Genomic DNA, 20,381 nt, shown 5'->3' with positions numbered 1-20,381 from the left:
CGGCAGCGCAACAATCGCAACCGTCAGCCCGGCAATGAGATCCGCCCGAAATTTCGCGCGGTCGTAGCCTTCGCGCAGGACCGTAACAAGCTTGGGGGTGAAAAAGTTCGACGAAGCTCGGTGTTGCCTGCTGCTGCGACGGGTTGACTGAGTCCAATTTCACAATGCCCCTCAAACAAGGGCGGCGGGATCGTCGGCATCCAGCGTCGGCGGTCGCCGTCGCGACATGGACGGAAACGATGATCGTCCGGCCGCGAGTATACAGCCTGCTGCCTTAATCAACAGTTGCTGAAAGTCGTTTTATGAGCGCGGAAACGACTTCATGGCGATATCAACGAGCCGGTAGACCTCGTCGCGGCCTGCGCCACTCGACGCCTGGACGGCCGTGCCTTGCGCCACCGTCATGATGAAACGGGCAAGATCCTCGGGATTGCTGTCCGCGGGAAGATCGCCTTCCCGTTTGGCGCGATCGAAGCGCCTGGCAAGCGCCTTCTGCCCGACCTGGATTCGTTCGACAATGGTCTTGTGGATCTCCAGTGCGGCATCACTGCAGGCCCTGGCCGCGTTAACGACGAGACACCCGCCGGGATTGCACTCCTCAGTCTGGGCATTGACGAAACCGCGCAAAATATCGAAAGCGACGGTGCGCGCATCCGGCTGTTCGAGGGCGCTCCAGAAGAACGCCATGTAGTTCTCCTCGTAACGCTGAAGTGCCATGCGGAAGAGTTCTTCCTTGTTGCCGAAAGTACCGTAAAGACTGGGCTTGGTGATGCCCATGCCGTCGGTCAGGTCTGTGATGGACGTGCCTTCATAGCCCTTTCGCCAGAACAGCTCCAAAGCCGTCTGCAAGGCATCGTCCGCATCAAATTCCCTCGGCCGTCCCATGGACAAGACTCCCTAGAAGAATTATACCGGTCGGTATAAAATCGGTTGACAGCTGCTGTGCCGCAGCCTTATATCAGCCGTTCTATACCGACCGGTATGGAACGTCAATCATGAATTCCCGATTTGCCATCCTCCCAATGGCACACACCTTCAAAGCAGGATGACCACGATGTCAATCAGCACTTTCAAGAAAAGTCTCTATGTCAGCGGTATTGTTCTGACGCTTGCGGCGGTCGGTGGCACGCAGTTCTTCGAACTCCCGAAAAGCCATGCGGAAGGCGAAAAGCAGCCAGCCGCAGCCCAGGCCATGCCCGTCTCCGTGGCCGTCGTCCAGCCGAAGCTAGTGACCCAGTGGAACGAATTCTCCGGCCGCCTCGAGGCCATCGATGCGGTCGAGGTGCGCTCGCGCGTTGCCGGCGCTGTCCAATCGATTGCTTTCAAGGAAGGCGCGATCGTCAAGCAGGGTGACCTGCTGGTCAAAATCGATCCCGCCCCCTATGAGGCAGAAGTTGCGCGGGCCCGCGCCCAGGTCAATTCCGCCCAGTCGAAACTCGACTTTGCAAAGAATGAGCTTCAACGCGGCAAGCAGCTCGTGAATTCGCGCTTTGCTTCGCAGAGCGACTATGATCAGCGTCTCAATGTCCAGACAAGCGCTGCGGCTGACCTTCAGGCCGCGCAGGCGGTGCTCCAGACGGCAATGCTCAACCTTGACTATACCGATATTCGCGCGCCGATCACCGGCCGCGTCGGGCGTATCGAAATCACCCCGGGCAATCTGATCGCCGCGGGTCCGAGCGCGCCGCTTCTCACATCGCTCGTTTCGATCAGCCCGATCTATGCGAGCTTCGAAGCAGACGAGAACGTCGTTGCCAATGCGCTTGCCGGACTTCCCGAGGGCCTGAACAGCCGCGATTTCGTTGATCGCATCCCGGTGCAGATGGACGTGCAGGGCTCGAGCGGCGTTGCAGGCAAACTACAGCTGATCAACAACAGCGTCGATGTGGCCAGCGGTACCGTCAAGGTTCGCGCGGTGTTCGACAATGCGAACGGCAAGCTCATGCCGGGCCAATTCGCCAAGGTACGCATGGGCCAGGCCAACGAACGGCAGGAACTGCTGGTCGACGAAAAGGCTGTGGGAACCGACCAGAGCAAGAAGTTCGTCATGGTCGTCAATCCCCAGAATATCGTCGAGTATCGCGAGATTACCCTTGGCGCCCGGGCCGACGGGCTGCGCATCGTCACGGCCGGCCTCCAGGCGGACGAGAGGATCGTGGTCAATGGTCTGCAGCGCGTCCGGCCTGGCTCACTCGTCGCGCCTGAAACGGTGGCGATGGGTGGCCAGGCGCCCAACCAGCAGGCGCTGGCCGACCAGGCCAAGGCAAAGCAATAATTGAGAGCCCCGCGAGGGGCAGGTTTGGAACCTGAAATGAATATCTCCAATTTCTTCATTGATCGCCCGATTTTCGCGGGCGTTCTTTCTTTCGTGATTTTCCTGGGCGGCCTTATTGCCCTGACGGCCATGCCGGTTTCGGAATATCCGGATGTTGTGCCGCCATCCATCGTGGTGCGGGCGCAATATCCGGGTGCCAATCCGAAGGTGATCGCCGAAACCGTGGCGACGCCCATCGAGGAATCGATCAACGGCGTCGAAGACATGCTCTACATGGGCAGCCAGGCAACCGCCGACGGCCAGATGACGCTGACCGTCACCTTTGCCCTCGGTACGGACCCAGACAAGGCACAGCAGCTTGTGCAGAACCGCGTCTCGCAGGCCGAACCCCGCCTGCCGGAAGAAGTACGCAGCCTCGGCATCACCACGGTGAAGAGTTCGCCGGATCTGATGCTCGTGGTCAACCTGATCTCACCGAACAATCGCTACGACATCACCTATCTGCGCAATTACGCCCTGATCAACATCAAGGACCGGCTGGCCCGTATCGATGGTGTCGGCGATGTGCAGCTGTTCGGTTCGGGCGATTATTCCATGCGTGTGTGGCTCGACCCGCAGAAGACGGCGGAGCTTGGCCTTTCGGCAACGGATGTTCTCAGCGAAATCCGCGCGCAGAACGTGCAGGCTGCCGCGGGTGTCATCGGCGCTTCGCCGAGCCCGAATGACGTCAACCTGCAATTGTCGGTGAACGCGCAAGGACGGTTGCAGACCGAGGAAGAATTCGGCCAGATCATCGTCAAGACCGCTCCAAATGGGGCGATTACCCATTTGCGCGATATTGCGCGGATCGAACTTGGCGCCGCCCAGTATTCGCTGCGCTCGCTGCTCGACAACAAACCTGCCGTCGCTATCCCCGTATTCCAGGCGCCGGGTTCGAACGCAATCCAGATCGCCGATCAGGTCCGTGCCGTGATGGACGAGATGAAGCTGACCATGCCGGAAGGTGTGGACTACGAAATCGTTTATGACACGACACAGTTTGTCCGTGCCTCGATCGAGGCCGTGGTGCACACGCTGCTCGAAGCGGTCGTGCTGGTTGTGCTGGTGGTGATCCTGTTCCTGCAGACATGGCGCGCCTCGATCATTCCGCTGATCGCGGTGCCTATCTCGATCATCGGTACGTTCGCGGTGATGCATCTCTTCGGGTTTTCCGTCAACGCGCTCAGTCTTTTCGGTCTGGTGCTCGCCATCGGGATCGTGGTGGATGACGCCATCGTCGTGGTGGAAAACGTCGAGCGCAATATCGAGAACGGACTTGCGCCACGACAGGCCACGATACAGGCCATGCGCGAGGTTTCCGGACCTATCATCGCCATTGCACTGGTGCTGGTGGCAGTATTCGTGCCGCTCGCCTTCATCACCGGGTTGACGGGACAGTTCTACCGCCAGTTCGCGCTGACGATTGCGATCTCGACGGTCATTTCGGCCTTCAACTCGCTGACCCTGTCACCTGCCCTCGCCGCTCTTCTCCTGAAGGGGCATGACGAACCGAAAGATGCCTTGACACGATTCATGGACAAGACGCTGGGCTGGCTGTTCCGTGGCTTCAACGCTGTGTTTACGCGCGGCGCCAATGGCTACAGCAAGGGCGTGCGCGGCGTGATCTCGCGCAAGACCGCGATGATGGGCATCTATCTCCTGCTCATCGGCGCGACGGCCTTCATGTTCAAGAGCGTGCCGGGCGGTTTCGTGCCGCCGCAGGACAAGCAGTATCTGGTCGGCTTTACCCAGCTGCCGGATGGTGCAACACTCGACCGGACTGAAGCCGTTGTCCGCCGCATCGGCGACATGGCGCTCAAGATACCGGGTGTCCAAAGCACCATCGCTTTCCCGGGCCTTTCGATCAATGGTTTCACCAACAGTGCCAATGCCGGGATTGTCTTCGTGTCGCTCAAGCCATTCGAGGAACGCAAGACACCGGAACTCAGTGCCGGTGCGATCGCGATGCAGCTCAACCAGCAATTGTTCGGCATCCAGGAATCGTTCAGCGCCGTGTTCCCGCCTCCCCCGTCCAGGGTCTTGGCGCAATCGGCGGTTTCAAGCTGCAGATCGAGGACCGCAACGGACTTGGTTATCAGGCCCTCGACGAGGCGACCAAGGCGTTCCTCGGCAAGGCGGCAACGGCGCCCGAGCTGACGGGCCTGTTCTCCAGCTACCAGATCAATGTCCCGCAGCTTTATGCCGATGTGGACCGTGCCAAAGCGCGTCAGCTCAATGTATCGCTGCCGGAGATTTTCAACACGCTGCAGATCTATCTGGGTTCGGTCTACGTCAACGACTTCAACAAGTTCGGCCGTACCTATTCCGTCCGCATGCAGGCGGAATCGGATTTCCGTGCCAAGGCCGAAGACATTGGCGATCTGAAGGTTCGTTCCGGCTCGGGAGAAATGATCCCGCTGTCGGCGCTGCTCAAGGTCTCGTCGAGTGCCGGACCGGATCGCGTCATGCGCTATAACGGCTTCCTTTCAGCCGATGTGAACGGCAATGCGGCACCGGGTTACTCTTCCGGTCAGGCGCGTGCGGCGGTGGAGAAGATCGCTGCCGAAACGCTTCCCGCCGGGATCGGGTTCGAGTGGACGGAACTGACCTATCAGGAGATCATAGCGGGCAACTCTGCCTACCTGATCTTCCCGCTGTCGATCCTGCTGGTGTTCCTGGTGCTGTCTGCGCAATATGAAAGCCTGGCCCTGCCGCTGTCGATTATCATGATCGTGCCGCTCGGGCTGCTGGCCGCCCTCACCGGTGTCTGGCTGACGGCTGGAGACAACAATGTCTTCACGCAGATCGGGCTGATCGTGCTTGTCGGTCTCTCTGCCAAGAACGCCATCCTGATCGTCGAGTTTGCGCGCGAGCTCGAGTTTGCGGGAGCAACGCCCTTCAAGGCGGTGATCGAGGCAAGCCGGCTGCGGTTGCGGCCGATCCTGATGACGTCGCTGGCATTCATCATGGGCGTGGTGCCGCTCGTCACCTCGACCGGCGCCGGTGCGGAAATGCGCAGCGCCATGGGCATAGCGGTGTTTGCCGGCATGATCGGCGTGACATTGTTCGGCCTGTTCATGACACCGGTGTTCTACGTGCTGGTGCGCGCGCTCTCGGGCAATCGTCCGCTCAGGCATTCCAGTCATGGCAGCCATTTTGAAGGCGAATCAGGCCACAATTCCGGCGTTATTGCCCCGGTGGCAACGCCAGCAGAGTGAAAAAACCCCGGCGGCGCATCTGTTTCCTGCACATGCGCCGCTGGAAACAAACCTTTGATATTACATTGTTTCGAAAGCATGCGCCGGCGCCGGAAAGAGCAGTTCACGCCGAGATTGAGCAGGGATGAGAACTTTTTTGGTGACAAAAGGTTTCAAGCTGTTACAGTTGCGTGACCAAGCCGAGTTTCGGCACTGACGATCATGGCCCGTTTGCGTACTGCGAGGGCCGTTAAATCGGGAGCAGCCTTTAATGAGCTTTGCAGCAGCCAATGACAACCGGAAGATCAGCGACGGGTTCATTCCGTTCGTCGTCTTCGTCATATTTACCGAAATCGCAGCAACAGTGCTGCTGACATTGCCAAATTGGTATTGAGACCCCAACCCACCTCCTCGGGGTTTTCAATCCTGCCGTTTCTGGCAGGCGCTATTATTCTATTCATGATTGTCGGCCCATTCCTGATGTGACCTGATGGTCATTGACCCTCCTTTCCTGATCAGTCCGTTCAACCAAAGTCTGGCTGTCAAATATCCTGAGGAATTGGGATAGTGCGGTCCTGTTTTCTGCACAGGAAGCGCTTAAATGAACGCCGATATTGATACTCAGGCTCGTGACAATGAGATAGTAAAGTATTTTTCTGCATCGCTTGATCGTCTATCAACGGCAACGGTTGTAGTCGGCTTTATAGGCCCTGCAGCGGTATTGATGAGCAATCCGGAGGTAACGCTATCCTACGATTCTCGCCGCTGGATTTTTGTTGTTGTATCGAGCATCTATTGGCTCGTGACATCATATGGGCTACATATAACTGGCAAAGCCACTTTGGCTCGAGGATTCAGATGACGAACGAATTGGCATATCTGATTACATCTGTAGTCCTGGGTACTCTCGTTGTCGGCTACGCCTATTTTGCTTCCCAAAATCTTATCGCCACAGTGGAACGCCATGAGCGTGAACGCAAAGAGCGCAAGCGAAAGCAGTTCAAACCAGCCCAATGATACCCCGGGTAACTGGCGGGAGAAACCGATGAGACGAGTGACCCTTTCGGCGCTCCTGCTGATCCTGCTTATCGCCGGATGCACGACAATGACACCCGAAGAACGGCGGGCGATCGATGGCCAGACCTGCGCATCCTACGGCTTCAGGCGCGGAACCGATGGATCTCGCCTCCTGCCTGCTTAATCTGGAGCTTGACCGCCGCGCTGCGAGCCGCGCGCAATTCGAACAGATGCAATTCAATACGCCGCTGATCATCTACGATCGCCGTTACCGCCGGTGGTGAGTGGCGATCGCCGAGAGCGGACCACGATCTCGCGGCGCATCGATCATGGCACCCGTGATCTCACCATATCGTGCCAAAGTTCGTGCCTTCAAACAGGCGCGGGATACCTTGGTTATTGTCCCGGTCCCGGATAACGTGCAGCCTCCAATACAGATTTCACCCCTTACCGAGGAGACTCGAGATGCAGCTTGGTATGATTGGATTGGGACGCATGGGCAACAATATGGCGCAGCGCCTGATGAAGCATGGCCACGAATGTGTCGTGCACGACACCCGCGCCGAGAGCATGACCGATCTTGAAAGGCAGGGAGCCAAGGGGACAACCTCGCTGGAGGAGTTTGTTTCCATGCTGGCGCGGCCACGCGCGGTCTGGCTGATGCTGCCCGCCGCCGTTGTCGATCAGGTCCTTGCCAAACTCGTCCCGCTGCTCGACACGGACGATATCGTCATCGACGGCGGCAACTCCTACTATCATGACGATATCAGGCGCAGCGGCGAGCTGAAATCACACGGTATCCATTATGTCGATGTCGGGACAAGCGGCGGTATTTTTGGTCTCGAGCGCGGCTATTGCCTGATGATCGGCGGAGAAAAAGCCGTCGTCGAGCATCTGTCGCCCGTTTTTGCCGGGCTTGCACCGGGCAAAGGAAATGTCCCGGTCACCGCAAGCCGGCCGGAAAAGACCGGCAGTACTGCCGATCAGGGTTATCTGCATTGTGGCCCGCATGGCGCCGGGCACTTCGTCAAGATGGTTCATAACGGCATCGAATACGGACTGATGGCCGCCTATTCCGAGGGCCTGAACATCCTGCGCAATGCCGATATCGGCCTGCGTCCGCATGAAGCCGACGCGGAAACGACACCGCTGCAGCATCCTGAACACTACCAGTACAATTTCGACCTGCCGGAAATCGCCGAGGTATGGCGGCGCGGCAGCGTGATCAGTTCATGGCTGCTCGACCTGACCACCGATGCCCTTTACGAGGATCCCGCGCTCGCGAGCTACGAAGGGCATGTCTCGGACTCCGGCGAAGGCCGCTGGACTGTCATGGCAGCGATCGACGAGGCCGTCCCGACCCCTGTGCTCAGCGCTGCATTGCAGGAGCGCTTCAGTTCGCGTGGCAATGCCGAATTTGCCAACAAGATCCTCTCCGCCATGCGAAGCGAGTTTGGCGGGCATGCGGAAAAGAAGCCGCGGGGATAACGACATCCCGGGCCATTTCCCGGAGACAGTTCTGCCTCCGGGGTTTCATGGGCGACGATCAATGCTGATGCCGGGATTCGCTGTCGAGGTGCGCCATCTGCGCTTCAGCATAACGGGTGCCCGAAGCGGCGCCTTTTGGAACCGCTTTTTCGATCGCGGCCATATCCACTGGCGTCAGCGTTACCTCGAGAGCGCCGAGCGCTTCCGCCAGCCGGTCACGGCGCCGGGCACCGACCAGCGGAATGATATCCTTGCCCTGTGCCGCAACCCACGCGATGGCGATTTGCGCGACAGTGACGCCCTTGGCTTCGGCGATTTTCTGCAAGGCATCGACCAGGGCCAGGTTCTTGTCGACATTTTCGTCCTGGAAGCGCGGGCTGTGGGCACGGTAATCTCCGGGCTTGGCGCGATCCTTCGTCCAGTGTCCGCTGATCAGGCCGCGTGAAAGTACGCCATAGGCCGTAATGCCGATGCCAAGTTCGCGGCAGGTTTCGAGAATGCCATCCTCGATGCCGCGGGAGATCAGCGAATATTCTATCTGAAGGTCCACGATCGGATGAACGGCGGCGGCGCGTCTGATCGTTTCCGGGCCGACTTCCGAAAGGCCGATATGCTTGACATAGCCAGCCTTGATCATGTCGCCTATTGCGCCAATGGTTTCTTCGATCGGAACATTGGGGTCGAGCCGCGCTGGGCGATATATGTCGATATGATCGACACCGAGCCGCTTCAGCGAGTAGGCAAGGAAATTCCTTGTGGCTTCAGGCCGCGCGTCAAAGCCGCTCCAGCCGCCGGCCGGATCGCGGAGCCCACCGAATTTGACGCTGATGATGGAATTCTCGCGCTTCCTGCCTTTTAGCGCTTCGGCGATCAACAGCTCATTATGCCCGGAATCATAGAAATCGCCGGTATCGAGCAGCGTGATGCCGGCTTCGAGCGCCGCATGAATCGTGGCGATGCTTTCCGTCCGGTCGGAGGGACCATAGATCGCCGACATGCCCATGCAGCCGAGGCCCAGCTCAGAAACGCGCGGTCCGGTTGCACCTAATTGACGATATTGCATTCTCAACGCTCCTTGGTTTTGTCCATCGGAAGAACTGTTCAACGAGCAATATATGAGGTCTTTCTTTGTGCGATAATCTGTTGCATTCTGTACGGGCTGTTCGGAAAAATGCACAATGATCGATTCAGTCCTTCCTGACCTCGGCGCGCTGGTGGCCGTAGCGGAAACGCGCAGCTTTCGCGCCGCCGCTGCGCTTCGCGGCGTTTCTGCGTCCTCCTTGAGCGAGGCCATTCGCCGGCTGGAGGCACATGTGGGCGTGCGCCTTCTCAACCGGACGACGCGCAGTGTTACGCCAACCGAGGCGGGGAACCAGTTATTGGCGCGACTGACACCGGCGCTCGGTGAGATCGCCGGGGCGCTGGATGCGCTGAACAATTTTCGCGATAGCCCAACAGGAACACTCAAGCTCAATGTGCCGACGATCGCGGCACAGAGGATTCTTTCGCCTATCATTAACCGGTTTCTCGCGGCGCATCCCGGAATCACGCTGGAGATTTCCGCCACTGACAGTTTCATCGATGTGCTTGCGGCGGGTTTCGATGCAGGCATTCGCTATGATGAAAGCATCGAGCGCGACATGATCGCCATCCCGATCGGACCGCGCACCCAGCGGTTCATGGCTGCCGCGGCGCCATCCTATCTTGCGGCGCGCGGAACGCCGCAGCATCCGCGCGATCTGGTCAATCATGCCTGCATTCGCCATCGCTTCGCCAGCGGCGTCATTCTCTCGTGGGAATTCGAACGAAATGGCGAGGTGATAAAGATAGCTCCTAAAGGGCCGTTAATTGCTTCAACCGCGGAGCTGGGGGTCGGCGCGGCAATTGCGGGCCTGGGGCTGATCCACACGTTCGAGGAGTATTTGAGCGAGGCGTTGGGCAGGGGCGATCTGGTCCCGGTTCTCAGCCAATGGTGGCAGAGCTTTACGGGCCCCCGCCTCTATTATCCGAGCCGCACGCACATGCCGGCGCCGCTGCGGGCTTTCGTTGATTTTATCAAGAGCCCCGGAGAACGGGCGCTGACGCCCTAGAACAAGGGCGCCAGATCCCGCGCTCCTCCCTTGCATCTGTCGCCCGGCTGTGGCATGACCCGCCTCCCTTGCCGAGGGCGCATTGGGCCGCCTTCGCAGGCAAACATTTCGATCTCTGAAATTCATTGGACAAAAGGAGCGCTGCGATGGCTCAGGCGCTGGGTTTCGACTTTGGCACGACCAATACAGTCATGGCCTTGGCCGATGGAGCGGCGACGCGTTCCATGGCCTTTACCAGCACAGCGGGTACTGCCGACAGCATGCGCACCGCTCTTTCATTCATGAAAGACCCGCTCGCCGGAGCGTCGGCGCTGAAAGTGGAGGCCGGCCATGCCGCAATCCGCCAGTTCATCGATCATCCAGGCGAGTGCCGCTTTCTGCAGTCGATCAAGACTTTTGCTGCCAGTGCCCTGTTTCAGGGAACGCTGATTTTCGCCAAGCGCCAGACGTTCGAAGATCTCATGGAAATATTTCTGCGCCGCCTTCGGACGTATGCCGGAGACAGCTGGCCTGCAGACGGCAGCCGCATTGTCACCGGCCGCCCGGTGCACTTTGCCGGTGCAAATCCGGACCCGGCGCTGGCCAGCCAACGCTATAACGAGGCCCTGACCCGGTTCGGCTTTCCCGAAATCCATTTCGTCTACGAGCCGGTCGCCGCTGCGTTCTATTTTGCCCAGAACCTCAAATCCGATGCCACCGTGCTGGTGGCCGACTTCGGTGGCGGCACGACGGACTATTCGATCATCCGCTTCGAAACCTCGGGTGGCAAGCTCAGCGCGGCGCCCATCGGCCATTCAGGCGTTGGTGTTGCCGGCGATCATTTCGATTACCGCATGATCGATCAGATTGTGGCACCGCAAATCGGAAAAGGCAGTTTCTTCAAGAGTTTCGACAAGACACTTGAAGTTCCGGCGTCCTGGTACGCCAATTTCGGCCGCTGGAACCAGCTTTCGATCTTCAAGACCTCGAAAGAATTTGCAGCGTTGAAGAAACTCGTGCGTGACAGCCTGGAGCCTGAAAAGCTGGAGATATTCGTCGATCTGGTCGATCACGATGAAGGCTATCCGCTGTATCAGGCGGTATCGGCAACGAAGATCGCGCTTTCATCGGCCGATGAGGCAGAATTCAACTTTGCACCGCTGGGGCGCGGCGGGCACAAGACCATCCGCCGGGCCGAGTTCGAAAGCTGGATCGAGGGCGATCTGGCGCGGATCGAAGGGGCCCTTGACGACGTGCTGGAAAAGACCGGCACCCTGCCCGGGCAGATCGACAGGATATTCCTCACTGGCGGCACGTCTTTCGTTCCTGCCGTGCGGCGCATCTTCACCGAACGTTTCGATCACGGACGCATCGAAAGCGGCGGCGAACTGCTATCGATCGCCCACGGCCTCGCGCTCATTGGCGAGCGCGACGACATTCCTCAATGGTCGGCATGAGCCTCAGGCCGCAATGGCCGGCATGAGCCTCAGGCCGCAATGGCCGGCATGAGCCTCTTATTTGTTCAGGTGCGGTTCGATCAGCGAAAGATCGGCAGCCGAAAGGCGGTCTGAAGCGGTCCACGCCTGATGCCAATATGGATAGATGAGCGGAAGCTGGCTAACCTTGTCGAGTTTCGCCCGTTCGTCGGCAGACAGGGTCACATCGGCCGCCTTGAGATTGTCCGCCAGCTGCGCATCCGTGCGCGCTCCGACGATAACAGACGTTATGCCCTTGCGCCCAAGGAGCCAGGCAAGCGCGATTTGCGCCGCCGAGACATTGCGCGCTTCGGCGATGGCGACGAGAACCTCGATGACATCGTAGAGGCGCTCCTGATCGCGGATCGGCGGCTCTCCCCAATTGGCAAGCTGGCGCGTGCCTTCCGGAGTTGCCCTGTCGCGGCGATACTTGCCGGAAAGAAGCCCGCCGGCCAATGGACTCCACACAAGGACACCGAGCTGCTGGTCGAGCGTTGCCGGGATCAGCTCATACTCGGCTTCGCGCGCCTCAAGACTGTAATGGATCTGCTGGCTGACAGGAGCGATGAAGTTTTTCAGCGCCGCGGTGCCCACCGCCTTCATCAGATGCCAGCCCGAAAAATTCGATACGCCGGCATAGCGCACCTTGCCGGAACGTACGAGTGTATCCAGCGCTTCCAGCGTCTCATCGAGTGGCGTCAGGCCGTCCCACTGATGCAACTGGTACAGATCGATGTGGTCAGTGCCAAGGCGCTTGAGGCTGGCTTCGGCGGCACGGATCAGGTGGTAGCGCGAAAGACCGGCATCATTGGTCTCCTCGCCCATGCTGAATCGGGCCTTGGTGGCGACGAGAACGCTGTCGCGCTTGCCTTTGAGGGCCTGGCCGAGGATTTCTTCGGACGCACCCGCCGAATAGACATCGGCCGTATCAAAAAGGTTGATCCCGGCATCCAGCGCCATGCCGATCTGACGCTTGGCGCCTTGCAGGTCGGTATCACCGGTCTTGGCAAACTTGCCTCCGCCGCCAAATGTCATCGTGCCCAGGCTGAGCGCGGATACTTTAAGACCGGAGCGGCCAAGTTGACGATACTCCATGGTTCGAACTCCTGACGGATATGATAAGGCTGAGAATAATGGTTGAGGGCCTCGATTTGGCCAAAACCAGATATACTTGCCCCATGGGCAAATGTCGCCCCCATGGATGCATAATAACGACGATGTGCGCGGGTTCCGGGGGGCGCTATTGTTCTGCGAACTCCGCAAGCGCAGTGCAAACGCCGTAGCGTCCGGACGCGTCGTCTTGCGCGCATCGGTTCAGCGTGTCGATGATTGCGGCAACGCCGATCATCTTCGCCAGATCGCCCGGACCATGGTTGAAATTGAGTCCGAGCTTCAAGGCGGTATTGATCGCGCCGGGTGAGGCAAGCCCCTCCTGATAAGCGAACGCAGCTTCATTGGCCAGCATGGAGGCCACGCGTAGAAAAATGTCCGGATCGCAGGGTTCGTGACCTGCGGGCGCATTTGCCTCGCGCGGATAATCATAGAACCCGGCACCGGTCTTTCGCCCCAGCCGGCCCTGCCGCACCATATTTTCGAGAAGCGCTGACGGCTTGAAACGTGGCGACTGGCCGAAAGCATTCCAGACAGCGCGCGTGGCATTGAGGTTGATATCGACGCCGACGAGATCAATCAGTTCGAACGGTCCAAGCGGAAAGCCGCCCGCCGATTTGAGGCAGGCGTCAATGGTTGCAGCATCGGCAACGCCTTCTTCCAGCAATTTGAGCGCTTCGCCATAAAAGGGTCGCGCGCAGCGATTGACGAGGAAGCCCGGGCTGTCCCGTACCTCGACCGGCGTTTTGCCAAGGCCAGTGACAAGTTCTACGAGATGCCTCGTGGTTGCACGGTCCGTCGACGGCCCGGCAACGACTTCGACCAGTTTCATTACAGTGGCCGGGTTGAAGAAGTGCAGTCCGGCAAAGCGATGCGGCTTTTGCAGGACATGGGCGATGTCGGTGACCGATAGAGAGGACGTATTGGTGGCGAGGATGCAGCTATCCCCGCACACAGTTTCGAGTGAACGGAAGAGCGTGGTCTTTGCTTCAAGCGTCTCGATGATCGCCTCGATAACAAGGCCAGCAGGGGCAAGATCGGCTAACTCGCCGGCGATAATGATATTGCCGCTGCAGGCGGCCAGTTCCGCGTCCGCCGCCTTGCCGCGTGCAATGCGCTGCTCGATATCGGCGAGGATGGTCGCCTTGGCCTTTGCCGCCATGCCGGCAGCAGCATCGTAGAGGATTGTCCGCTTTCCGCCTCGCGCCATGAGATGGGCAATCCCCCGTCCCATGACACCGGCACCAACGATCGCAATCGTATGAATCGCGTCAGTCACTTCAGCGCCCCTTGAATTCCGGCTTGCGCCTGGCGCGGAAGGCGGCGATTCCTTCCGCCTTGTCCTCCGTCGAAAGCAGCAGCTCGAACGAGCGGCGCTCCAGATCGAAGCCTTCCGGCTTGTCCAATGCGACCAGCACGGCCTGCTTGGCGAATTGCTGTGCCAGTGGCGCGCCCTTTGCCAGTTTGCCAGCGAGTTCCACAGCGAACTGCAGCGCTTCGCCGGGCGCGGCTATGTGCGACACGAGACCCCAGTCGAGCGCCTCACCTCCCGTAATCGTCTCGCCGGTGAGAACCAGCCGCATGGCGCGGGCTTTGCCGATGCTCGTTGCAAGGCGCTGAATGCCGCCGGCGCCGGGGATCAGGCCAAGCCGTATTTCAGGTTGGCCAAACACAGCGTTGTTCGCGGCTACGATCAAATCACAGCGTTGCGCAAGCTCGAAACCACCCCCGAGACAAAAGCCTTCAACCGCCGCGATGAGCGGCTTTCTGAACCTCGCAACCGTCTCCCAATATTGCGCGCGAATATCCTGGACCCCATCCACGGCAGTCTTGCCGGCAATCTCGGCGATATCGGCACCGGAGGCGAAATTACCCTCTGCGCCGGTCAAAATGACGGTCCGTATCGCGGGATCGCGATCAAATTGCGAAAGGGCTTCCGCCAATTGTTCGAGCATGCCGGTGTTGAGAGCGTTGCGCACGCCGGGGCGCTGCAGCGTCAGGACTGCAAAGCCATCCTGTCGTTCGATCCGGATATAGTTTTCCATATCGCGCCTCCCAATTTCTGCCCGACTATCCGCACAATCCGGCAATTATTCAAGCATGAAATTTCATACTTGAAATTATTTTCGCACAGTGACACGATAAGCCACGACGAAGGTCAAACCGGAGTGCATGTCTGATGAAGATCGCTTGTCTTGGAGGAGGACCCGCTGGTCTCTATTTCGCGATCAGCATGAAACTGCGCGATCCAGAACGTGACATTACTGTTATCGAGCGCAACAAGGCCGACGACACATTCGGCTGGGGCGTTGTCCTCTCCAATGAAACACTCAGCAATCTCGCAGCCAATGATCCCGTCAGCGCGGAAGCCATCCGTGCGCAATTTGCCTATTGGGACGACATTGCGGTCCATTTCAAGAATACCGAAACCGTCTCGACAGGCCACGGCTTCTGCGGGATTGGCCGCAAGAAATTGCTGCTGCTGTTGCAGGACCGCGCCCGCGAGCTCGGCGTGCACCTGCGCTTCGAGACGCCTGTGGACGATGTGGCAGCGCTGGCGAGCGAATATGATCTGGTCATCGCGGCGGATGGGCTGAATTCACGCACGCGCACGACATTCGCCGAGCACTTCAAGCCGGAAATCGACATACGCAAATGCAAGTTCGTCTGGCTTGGCACGCACCAGAAATTCGACGATGCCTTCACCTTCATCTTCGAACAAACCGAGCATGGCTGGGTGTGGGCCCACGCCTACCAATTTGACGGCGACACGGCGACATTCATCGTTGAATGCAGTCAAGCCACCTGGGACAAGTTCGGCTTCGGTGACATGAGCCAGGAGGAATCCATCGCGGTCTGCGAGCGGATCTTTGCGAAATATCTTGGCGGCCATGCCCTGATGACGAATGCCAATCACATTCGCGGGTCCGCCTGGATCAGTTTTCCGCGCGTGCTGTGCGAGAAATGGTCTTACAAGAACGTCGTCCTGCTCGGCGGCGCAGCGGCAACGGCGCATTTCTCGATCGGATCGGGCACCAAGCTGGCGCTGGAAAGCGCCATCGCTCTGGCCGAGTATCTTCATACGGAAAAGTCAATTCCGGCGGCCTTCAGCAAATATGAAGAAGAGCGGCGCCTGCAGGTGCTGCGCCTGCAATCGGCAGCGCGCAATTCGCTCGAATGGTTCGAAGATGTCGAACGCTATTTCGGCCTGGACCCGGTCCAGTTCAACTATTCGCTCCTGACGCGCTCGCAGCGCATCAGCCATGAAAACCTTCGCTTGCGCGACCGCAACTGGCTGGCGAGCGCCGAGGGCTGGTTCCAGGAAAAGGCCGGTGCGCGTCAAGGAACCCGCCGTGCGCCAATGTTCGCGCCCTTCCGCCTGCGCGGGATGGAATTGAAGAACCGTGTCGTCGTTTCACCAATGGCCCAGTACAAGGCGGTGGACGGCACGCCGAATGACTGGCATCTCGTGCATTACGGCGAACGCGCCAAGGGTGGCGCGGGCATGGTCACCATCGAGATGACCTGCGTCAGTCCGGAAGGACGTATCTCGCCCGGCTGCACCGGCATGTATGCTCCCGAGCATGAAGCGGCATGGAAGCGGATCGCCGATTTCGTCCATGCCGAGACCGATGCGAAGATCTGCTGCCAGCTCGGGCATTCCGGCGCGAAAGGTTCGACGCGCGTCGGCTGGGAGGGCACGGACGTTCCCTTGCCCGACGGCAACTGGCCGGTTCTTTCGGTCTCAAACGTGCCGTGGTCCAGGGATAATCAGATCCCCCGCGCCATGACGCGCGCCGACATGAACCAGGTGCGCGATCAATTCGTCACGGCGGCGGAAATGGCAAACCGTGCCGGCTTCGACATGCTGGAGCTGCACGCCGCGCATGGGTATCTCCTGTCGTCGTTCATCACGCCGATGATGAACAATCGCACCGACGAATATGGCGGTTCGCTGCGCAATCGCATGCGTTATCCGCTCGAGGTCTTCCGGGCAGTCCGCCTGGCTTGGCCGAGCGAAAAGCCGATCTCGGTGCGTATTTCCGCCAATGACTGGGTTGGCAAGCAAGGTATCACGCCGCAAGATGCCGTGGAGGTCGCCCGCATGTTGCAGGAGGCCGGTGCCGATATTTGCGATGTGTCGGCCGGTCAGACGTCGATACAGGCAAGCCCTGTTTATGGCCGCATGTTTCAGACGCCATTCTCGGACCGCATCCGCAATGAGACGGGGATTGCAACGATGGCGGTCGGCAATATCTACGAACCCGACCACGTCAATTCCATCCTGCTGGCGGGGCGGGCCGATCTCGTCTGTCTAGCCCGGCCGCACCTGGCTGATCCCTACTGGACCCTGCACGCGGCTGTAGCGCTTGGCGACAAGGTCGAAGCCTGGCCGAAGCCGTATCACCAGGGCCGCGACCAGATGTTCCGGCTCGCCGAGCGCGCCGAGATTGTCACTCCAATCGAGGGTGCATAAATGACGGTTTCTCTTGACGGAAAAATTGCTTTGGTCACTGGCGGCGGCTCTGGCGTCGGTGCAGCGATCGCTCTCAAACTGGCAGAACAAGGCGCCCGCGTGGTCATTTCAGGACGGCGCCAGAATGTGCTGGAGGAGACCGCTGCAAAATCGGAGCGGATCGTGCCGATCGTTGCCGATGTGACAGACGAGGCCTCATCGCGAAGCTTGTTTGAGCAAATCAGCGCGGACGTCGGCGAACTCGATATTGCCGTTGCCAATGCGGGTGCCGCGGAAAGCGCCCCATTTCACCGGATTGACCTGCAGGCCTGGAAAAGCCAGATCGATCTCAATCTCACCGGGGTCTTCATGACCTATCATCACGCCCTTCCCGGCATGATGAAGCGCAACAACGGCCGTCTTATAGCTATTGCCTCGACTGCAGGTCTAAAGGGCTACCCCTACGTATCGGCGTATACTGCAGCCAAGCACGGTGTCGTCGGGTTGACGCGTTCGCTGGCGTTGGAGCTTGCCAAGACCCGGATCACCGTCAACGCGATCTGTCCCGGCTTCACCGACACGCCGCTGCTTGAGCGTTCCCTTGAAACCATCATGGAGAAGACCGGGAAAAGCCGCGACGAAGCGGTTGCGGCGCTTGCCGCAACCAATCCTCAGAAGCGGCTGATCCAGCCGGACGAGATTGCGCAGATCGTGCTGTGGCTCTGCGGCCCGCACTCGGGGTCCTTCACAGGCCAGGCTATTTCCATATCGGGAGGCGAAGTATGAGCGATCCTGACCAGCGTTCGTCCGCTGCGACCAGTCCATCCCCTGCGCTGGTCAAGCAAAGCTTGCGTGTCTGGCTGAAGATGTTGAAGGCCACCAAGCATGTCGAGGCGACGGTGCGGGAAAAGCTGCGTATCGAGTTCGATACGACGCTGCCGCGATTTGACGTCATGGCCGCGCTCTATCGTTTTGAGGAGGGTCTCAAGATGAGCGAGCTGTCTTCGGCATTGCGCGTTTCCAACGGCAATGTAACGGGCATCATCGAAGCGGCTTGTTGCGGACGGTGCCGTGCTGCGCGTGCCGGTTGCCGGTGACAAGCGCGCCATGCTGGTACGTCTGACGCACAAGGGCCGTGAGGAATTCGCCAAGATGGCCGCGGCGCATCAACTCTGGATCAATGAGATTTTCGGAAGTCTGTCGCCGGATACCACCGCACGGCTGATCTCCATGCTCGATACGATTGAACATTCGCAGGGCCTCAGCCCCGGGGAGGACCAAGATGCGTGAGATGGCGAACTACCAGGCCACCCATTTCAAATGGCACTGCGAGGACGGCATTGCGGTCATCTCGCTCGATCGCCCGGAACGCAAGAACCCGCTGACGTTCGACAGTTATGCCGAACTTCGCGATTGTTTCCGCGCCCTCGCCTATGCCGACGACATCAAGGCGGTGGTCTTCGGTTCCAATGGGGGCAATTTCTGTTCCGGCGGCGATGTGCACGATATTATCGGGCCGCTGGTGAAGATGGATATGAAGAGCCTGCTCGAATTCACCCGCATGACCGGGGATCTCGTCAAGGCGATCATCCATTGCGGCAAGCCTGTCATTGCGGCGGTCGATGGCGTGTGCGTTGGTGCTGGTGCTATCATCGCCATGGCATCGGACCTGCGTTTGGCGGCCACCAATGCAAAAACGGCTTTCCTGTTCACCCGGGTGGGCCTCGCGGGCTGCGACATGGGCGCCTGTGCCATATTGCCGAGGATCATCGGTCAGGGCCGCGCCGCCGAACTTCTCTATACCGGACGCTCGATGTCGGCTGAAGAAGGCGAGCGGTGGGGGTTCTACAATCGCATTGTCGTGGCGGAGGAACTTCGATGCCGAAGCGCTGAAGCTGGCGAAGCGCCTGGCCGAAGGGCCCACGTTCGGCCACATGATGACCAAGACCATGCTCAACCAGGAATGGTGCATGTCCATCGATCAGGCCATAGAGGCAGAAGCGCAGGCACAGGCGATCTGCATGCAGACGCAGGATTTCGAGCGCGCCTACAAAGCCTTCGTTGCGCATCAGACGCCGGTTTTCGAGGGCAATTGAGATGGGTGACCGGACTTTTCTGTCCTGGCCGTTTTTTGACGACCGCCACCGCGAACTGGCCGACAGCATTGAAAAATGGGCCGGAGACAATCTCAACGGCATCGATCACGAGAACGTCGATGAGGCCTGCCGCGCATTGGTGAAGGAGCTTGGCGCTGCCAAATTTCTGCATCATACCGCGATTGATCCTGAAAATGCCGCCAGCAGGCTCGACGTCCGCAGCCTCTGCGTTATTCGCGAAACGCTGGCGCGGCATGACGGACTCGCCGATTTTGCTTTTGCCATGCAGGGGCTCGGTACCGGCGCGCTGTCGCTATTCGGATCGGAAGCGCACAAGCAGACCTGGCTGCACAGGACCCGCGCCGGCGAAGCGATTTCCGCTTTTGCCCTGAGCGAACCGCAATCCGGGTCCGACGTAGCCAATATCGAACTCTCGGCCATCCTGGATGCCGACGGCTATGTGCTTAATGGCGAGAAGACCTGGATTTCGAACGGAGGCATTGCCGACGTCTATACGGTGTTCGCCCGCACCGGCGAAGGCGCTGGCGCCAAGGGCATTTCCGCCTTCGTCGTTCCCGCCGGTGCAAAAGGCCTGGTAATCGCCGAGCGGCTGGAGACGATCGCCCCGCACCCGCTGGCGCGACTTGTCTTTGAGAATTGCCGCGTTCCCGCTTCGGCCCTCATCGGCGCGCCGGGTCAGGGCTTTCGCATCGCCATGTCGGTCCTCGACGTCTTCCGGTCCACCGTCGCGGCTGCGGCGCTCGGCTTTGCCCGCCGCGCGCTCGATGAGTCCATTGCCCGCGCCAATGGCCGCCATCTCTTCGGTGCACCCATGGCCGATCTGCAGATGGTGCAGGGCCATATTGCCGATATGGCGCTCGATATCGATGCAGCCGCCCTCCTCGTCTATCGCGCCGCATGGCTGAAAGACAGCGGCGCCGAACGGGTGAGCCGCGAGGCAGCCATGGCCAAACTCCATGCGACCGATCACGCTCAGAATGTCATCGACAAGGCCGTGCAGATTCATGGCGGGGACGGCGTGCGCAAGGGCAATATCGTCGAACGGCTTTACCGGGAAATCAGGGCATTGCGCATCTACGAGGGCGCATCGGACGTACAAAAAATAATCATCGCAAGGCATGAACTTGCAAGGGGATAG

At 59.5% G+C, this 20,381-nt stretch carries 15 protein-coding genes and 4 pseudogenes; 14 read left to right on the top strand and 5 right to left on the bottom strand.

The features are described from left to right. Positions 1-300: 300 nt before the first annotated feature. Positions 301-885 carry a TetR/AcrR family transcriptional regulator gene (locus tag N8E89_RS13170; RefSeq protein ID WP_106667289.1) on the bottom strand — a complete coding sequence of 195 codons (585 nt, stop codon included), beginning with the start codon at positions 883-885 and terminating at the stop codon, positions 301-303. 169 nt (positions 886-1,054) lie between these two features. Here N8E89_RS13170 and N8E89_RS13165 point away from each other — a divergent pair, with 169 nt between their 5' ends. The 7 genes and pseudogenes from N8E89_RS13165 to gnd all read left to right on the top strand — a co-directional run bounded on the left by N8E89_RS13165 (position 1,055) and on the right by gnd (position 8,016). Next, positions 1,055-2,275, top strand: coding sequence for an efflux RND transporter periplasmic adaptor subunit (locus N8E89_RS13165; protein ID WP_112760545.1), 1,221 nt, complete (start codon positions 1,055-1,057; stop codon positions 2,273-2,275). A gap of 36 nt (positions 2,276-2,311) precedes the next feature. Beyond that, a pseudogene (locus N8E89_RS13160) lies at positions 2,312-5,532 on the top strand (efflux RND transporter permease subunit). 250 nt (positions 5,533-5,782) lie between these two features. Further along, entirely contained in the window at positions 5,783-5,905 is a 123-nt protein-coding gene (locus N8E89_RS13155; protein ID WP_257791394.1) for a hypothetical protein, read from the top strand. Between the two features lie 207 nt (positions 5,906-6,112). Continuing rightward, positions 6,113-6,373 (top strand): hypothetical protein, encoded by a 261-nt coding sequence (locus tag N8E89_RS13150; RefSeq protein ID WP_162707203.1) that lies wholly within the window; start codon positions 6,113-6,115, stop codon positions 6,371-6,373. Next, on the top strand, positions 6,370-6,528 hold the full coding sequence (locus tag N8E89_RS13145; RefSeq protein WP_162739682.1) for a hypothetical protein: 159 nt from the start codon (positions 6,370-6,372) through the stop codon (positions 6,526-6,528). The genes N8E89_RS13150 and N8E89_RS13145 overlap by 4 nt, the downstream gene beginning before the upstream one ends. Positions 6,529-6,556: 28 nt before the next feature. Next, positions 6,557-6,812 (top strand): annotated as a pseudogene (locus N8E89_RS13140) (hypothetical protein). Positions 6,813-6,993: 181 nt separating this feature from the next. Beyond that, on the top strand, positions 6,994-8,016 hold the full coding sequence (gnd, locus tag N8E89_RS13135; RefSeq protein ID WP_112760528.1) for a phosphogluconate dehydrogenase (NAD(+)-dependent, decarboxylating): 1,023 nt from the start codon (positions 6,994-6,996) through the stop codon (positions 8,014-8,016). A gap of 58 nt (positions 8,017-8,074) precedes the next feature. On the opposite strand, the gene N8E89_RS13130 is transcribed toward gnd, so the two are convergent. Continuing rightward, a complete protein-coding gene (locus N8E89_RS13130; protein WP_106667285.1) occupies positions 8,075-9,079 on the bottom strand; it encodes an aldo/keto reductase in 1,005 nt (334 codons plus the stop codon). Positions 9,080-9,194: 115 nt separating this feature from the next. Here N8E89_RS13130 and N8E89_RS13125 point away from each other — a divergent pair, with 115 nt between their 5' ends. Both N8E89_RS13125 and N8E89_RS13120 read left to right on the top strand, forming a co-directional pair. Continuing rightward, a complete protein-coding gene (locus tag N8E89_RS13125; RefSeq protein ID WP_106667284.1) occupies positions 9,195-10,106 on the top strand; it encodes a LysR substrate-binding domain-containing protein in 912 nt (303 codons plus the stop codon). Positions 10,107-10,252: 146 nt separating this feature from the next. Further along, entirely contained in the window at positions 10,253-11,542 is a 1,290-nt protein-coding gene (locus tag N8E89_RS13120; protein WP_262260139.1) for an Hsp70 family protein, read from the top strand. A gap of 57 nt (positions 11,543-11,599) precedes the next feature. Here N8E89_RS13120 and N8E89_RS13115 read toward each other — a convergent pair whose 3' ends face one another. The 3 genes from N8E89_RS13115 to N8E89_RS13105 form a co-directional block, all read right to left on the bottom strand. Next, positions 11,600-12,655 carry an aldo/keto reductase gene (locus N8E89_RS13115; RefSeq protein ID WP_106667282.1) on the bottom strand — a complete coding sequence of 352 codons (1,056 nt, stop codon included), beginning with the start codon at positions 12,653-12,655 and terminating at the stop codon, positions 11,600-11,602. Between the two features lie 145 nt (positions 12,656-12,800). Further along, positions 12,801-13,949 carry a 3-hydroxyacyl-CoA dehydrogenase NAD-binding domain-containing protein gene (locus N8E89_RS13110; protein ID WP_112760527.1) on the bottom strand — a complete coding sequence of 383 codons (1,149 nt, stop codon included), beginning with the start codon at positions 13,947-13,949 and terminating at the stop codon, positions 12,801-12,803. 1 nt (position 13,950) lies between these two features. After that, on the bottom strand, positions 13,951-14,715 hold the full coding sequence (locus N8E89_RS13105) for an enoyl-CoA hydratase/isomerase family protein (RefSeq protein ID WP_262260134.1): 765 nt from the start codon (positions 14,713-14,715) through the stop codon (positions 13,951-13,953). Positions 14,716-14,849: 134 nt separating this feature from the next. Here N8E89_RS13105 and N8E89_RS13100 point away from each other — a divergent pair, with 134 nt between their 5' ends. The 5 genes and pseudogenes from N8E89_RS13100 to N8E89_RS13075 all read left to right on the top strand — a co-directional run bounded on the left by N8E89_RS13100 (position 14,850) and on the right by N8E89_RS13075 (position 20,381). Continuing rightward, positions 14,850-17,147, top strand: coding sequence for a bifunctional salicylyl-CoA 5-hydroxylase/oxidoreductase (locus N8E89_RS13100; protein WP_262260132.1), 2,298 nt, complete (start codon positions 14,850-14,852; stop codon positions 17,145-17,147). Next, positions 17,148-17,912, top strand: coding sequence for an SDR family NAD(P)-dependent oxidoreductase (locus tag N8E89_RS13095; RefSeq protein WP_106667278.1), 765 nt, complete (start codon positions 17,148-17,150; stop codon positions 17,910-17,912). Next, positions 17,909-18,416, top strand: a pseudogene (locus N8E89_RS29330) (MarR family winged helix-turn-helix transcriptional regulator). Before N8E89_RS13095 ends, N8E89_RS29330 begins: the two are co-directional and overlap by 4 nt. Next, positions 18,409-19,222: pseudogene (locus N8E89_RS13080) on the top strand (enoyl-CoA hydratase family protein). The pseudogenes N8E89_RS29330 and N8E89_RS13080 overlap by 8 nt, the downstream one beginning before the upstream one ends. Before the next feature lies 1 nt (position 19,223). Then, positions 19,224-20,381, top strand: coding sequence for an acyl-CoA dehydrogenase family protein (locus N8E89_RS13075; RefSeq protein ID WP_106667275.1), 1,158 nt, complete (start codon positions 19,224-19,226; stop codon positions 20,379-20,381).

This window comes from Phyllobacterium sp. A18/5-2, from assembly GCF_025452215.1.
GTDB lineage: Bacteria > Pseudomonadota > Alphaproteobacteria > Rhizobiales > Rhizobiaceae > Phyllobacterium > Phyllobacterium sophorae.
Note: the sequence above shows the minus strand (reverse complement) of the source record. Positions and strands in the feature narration are given on the sequence as shown.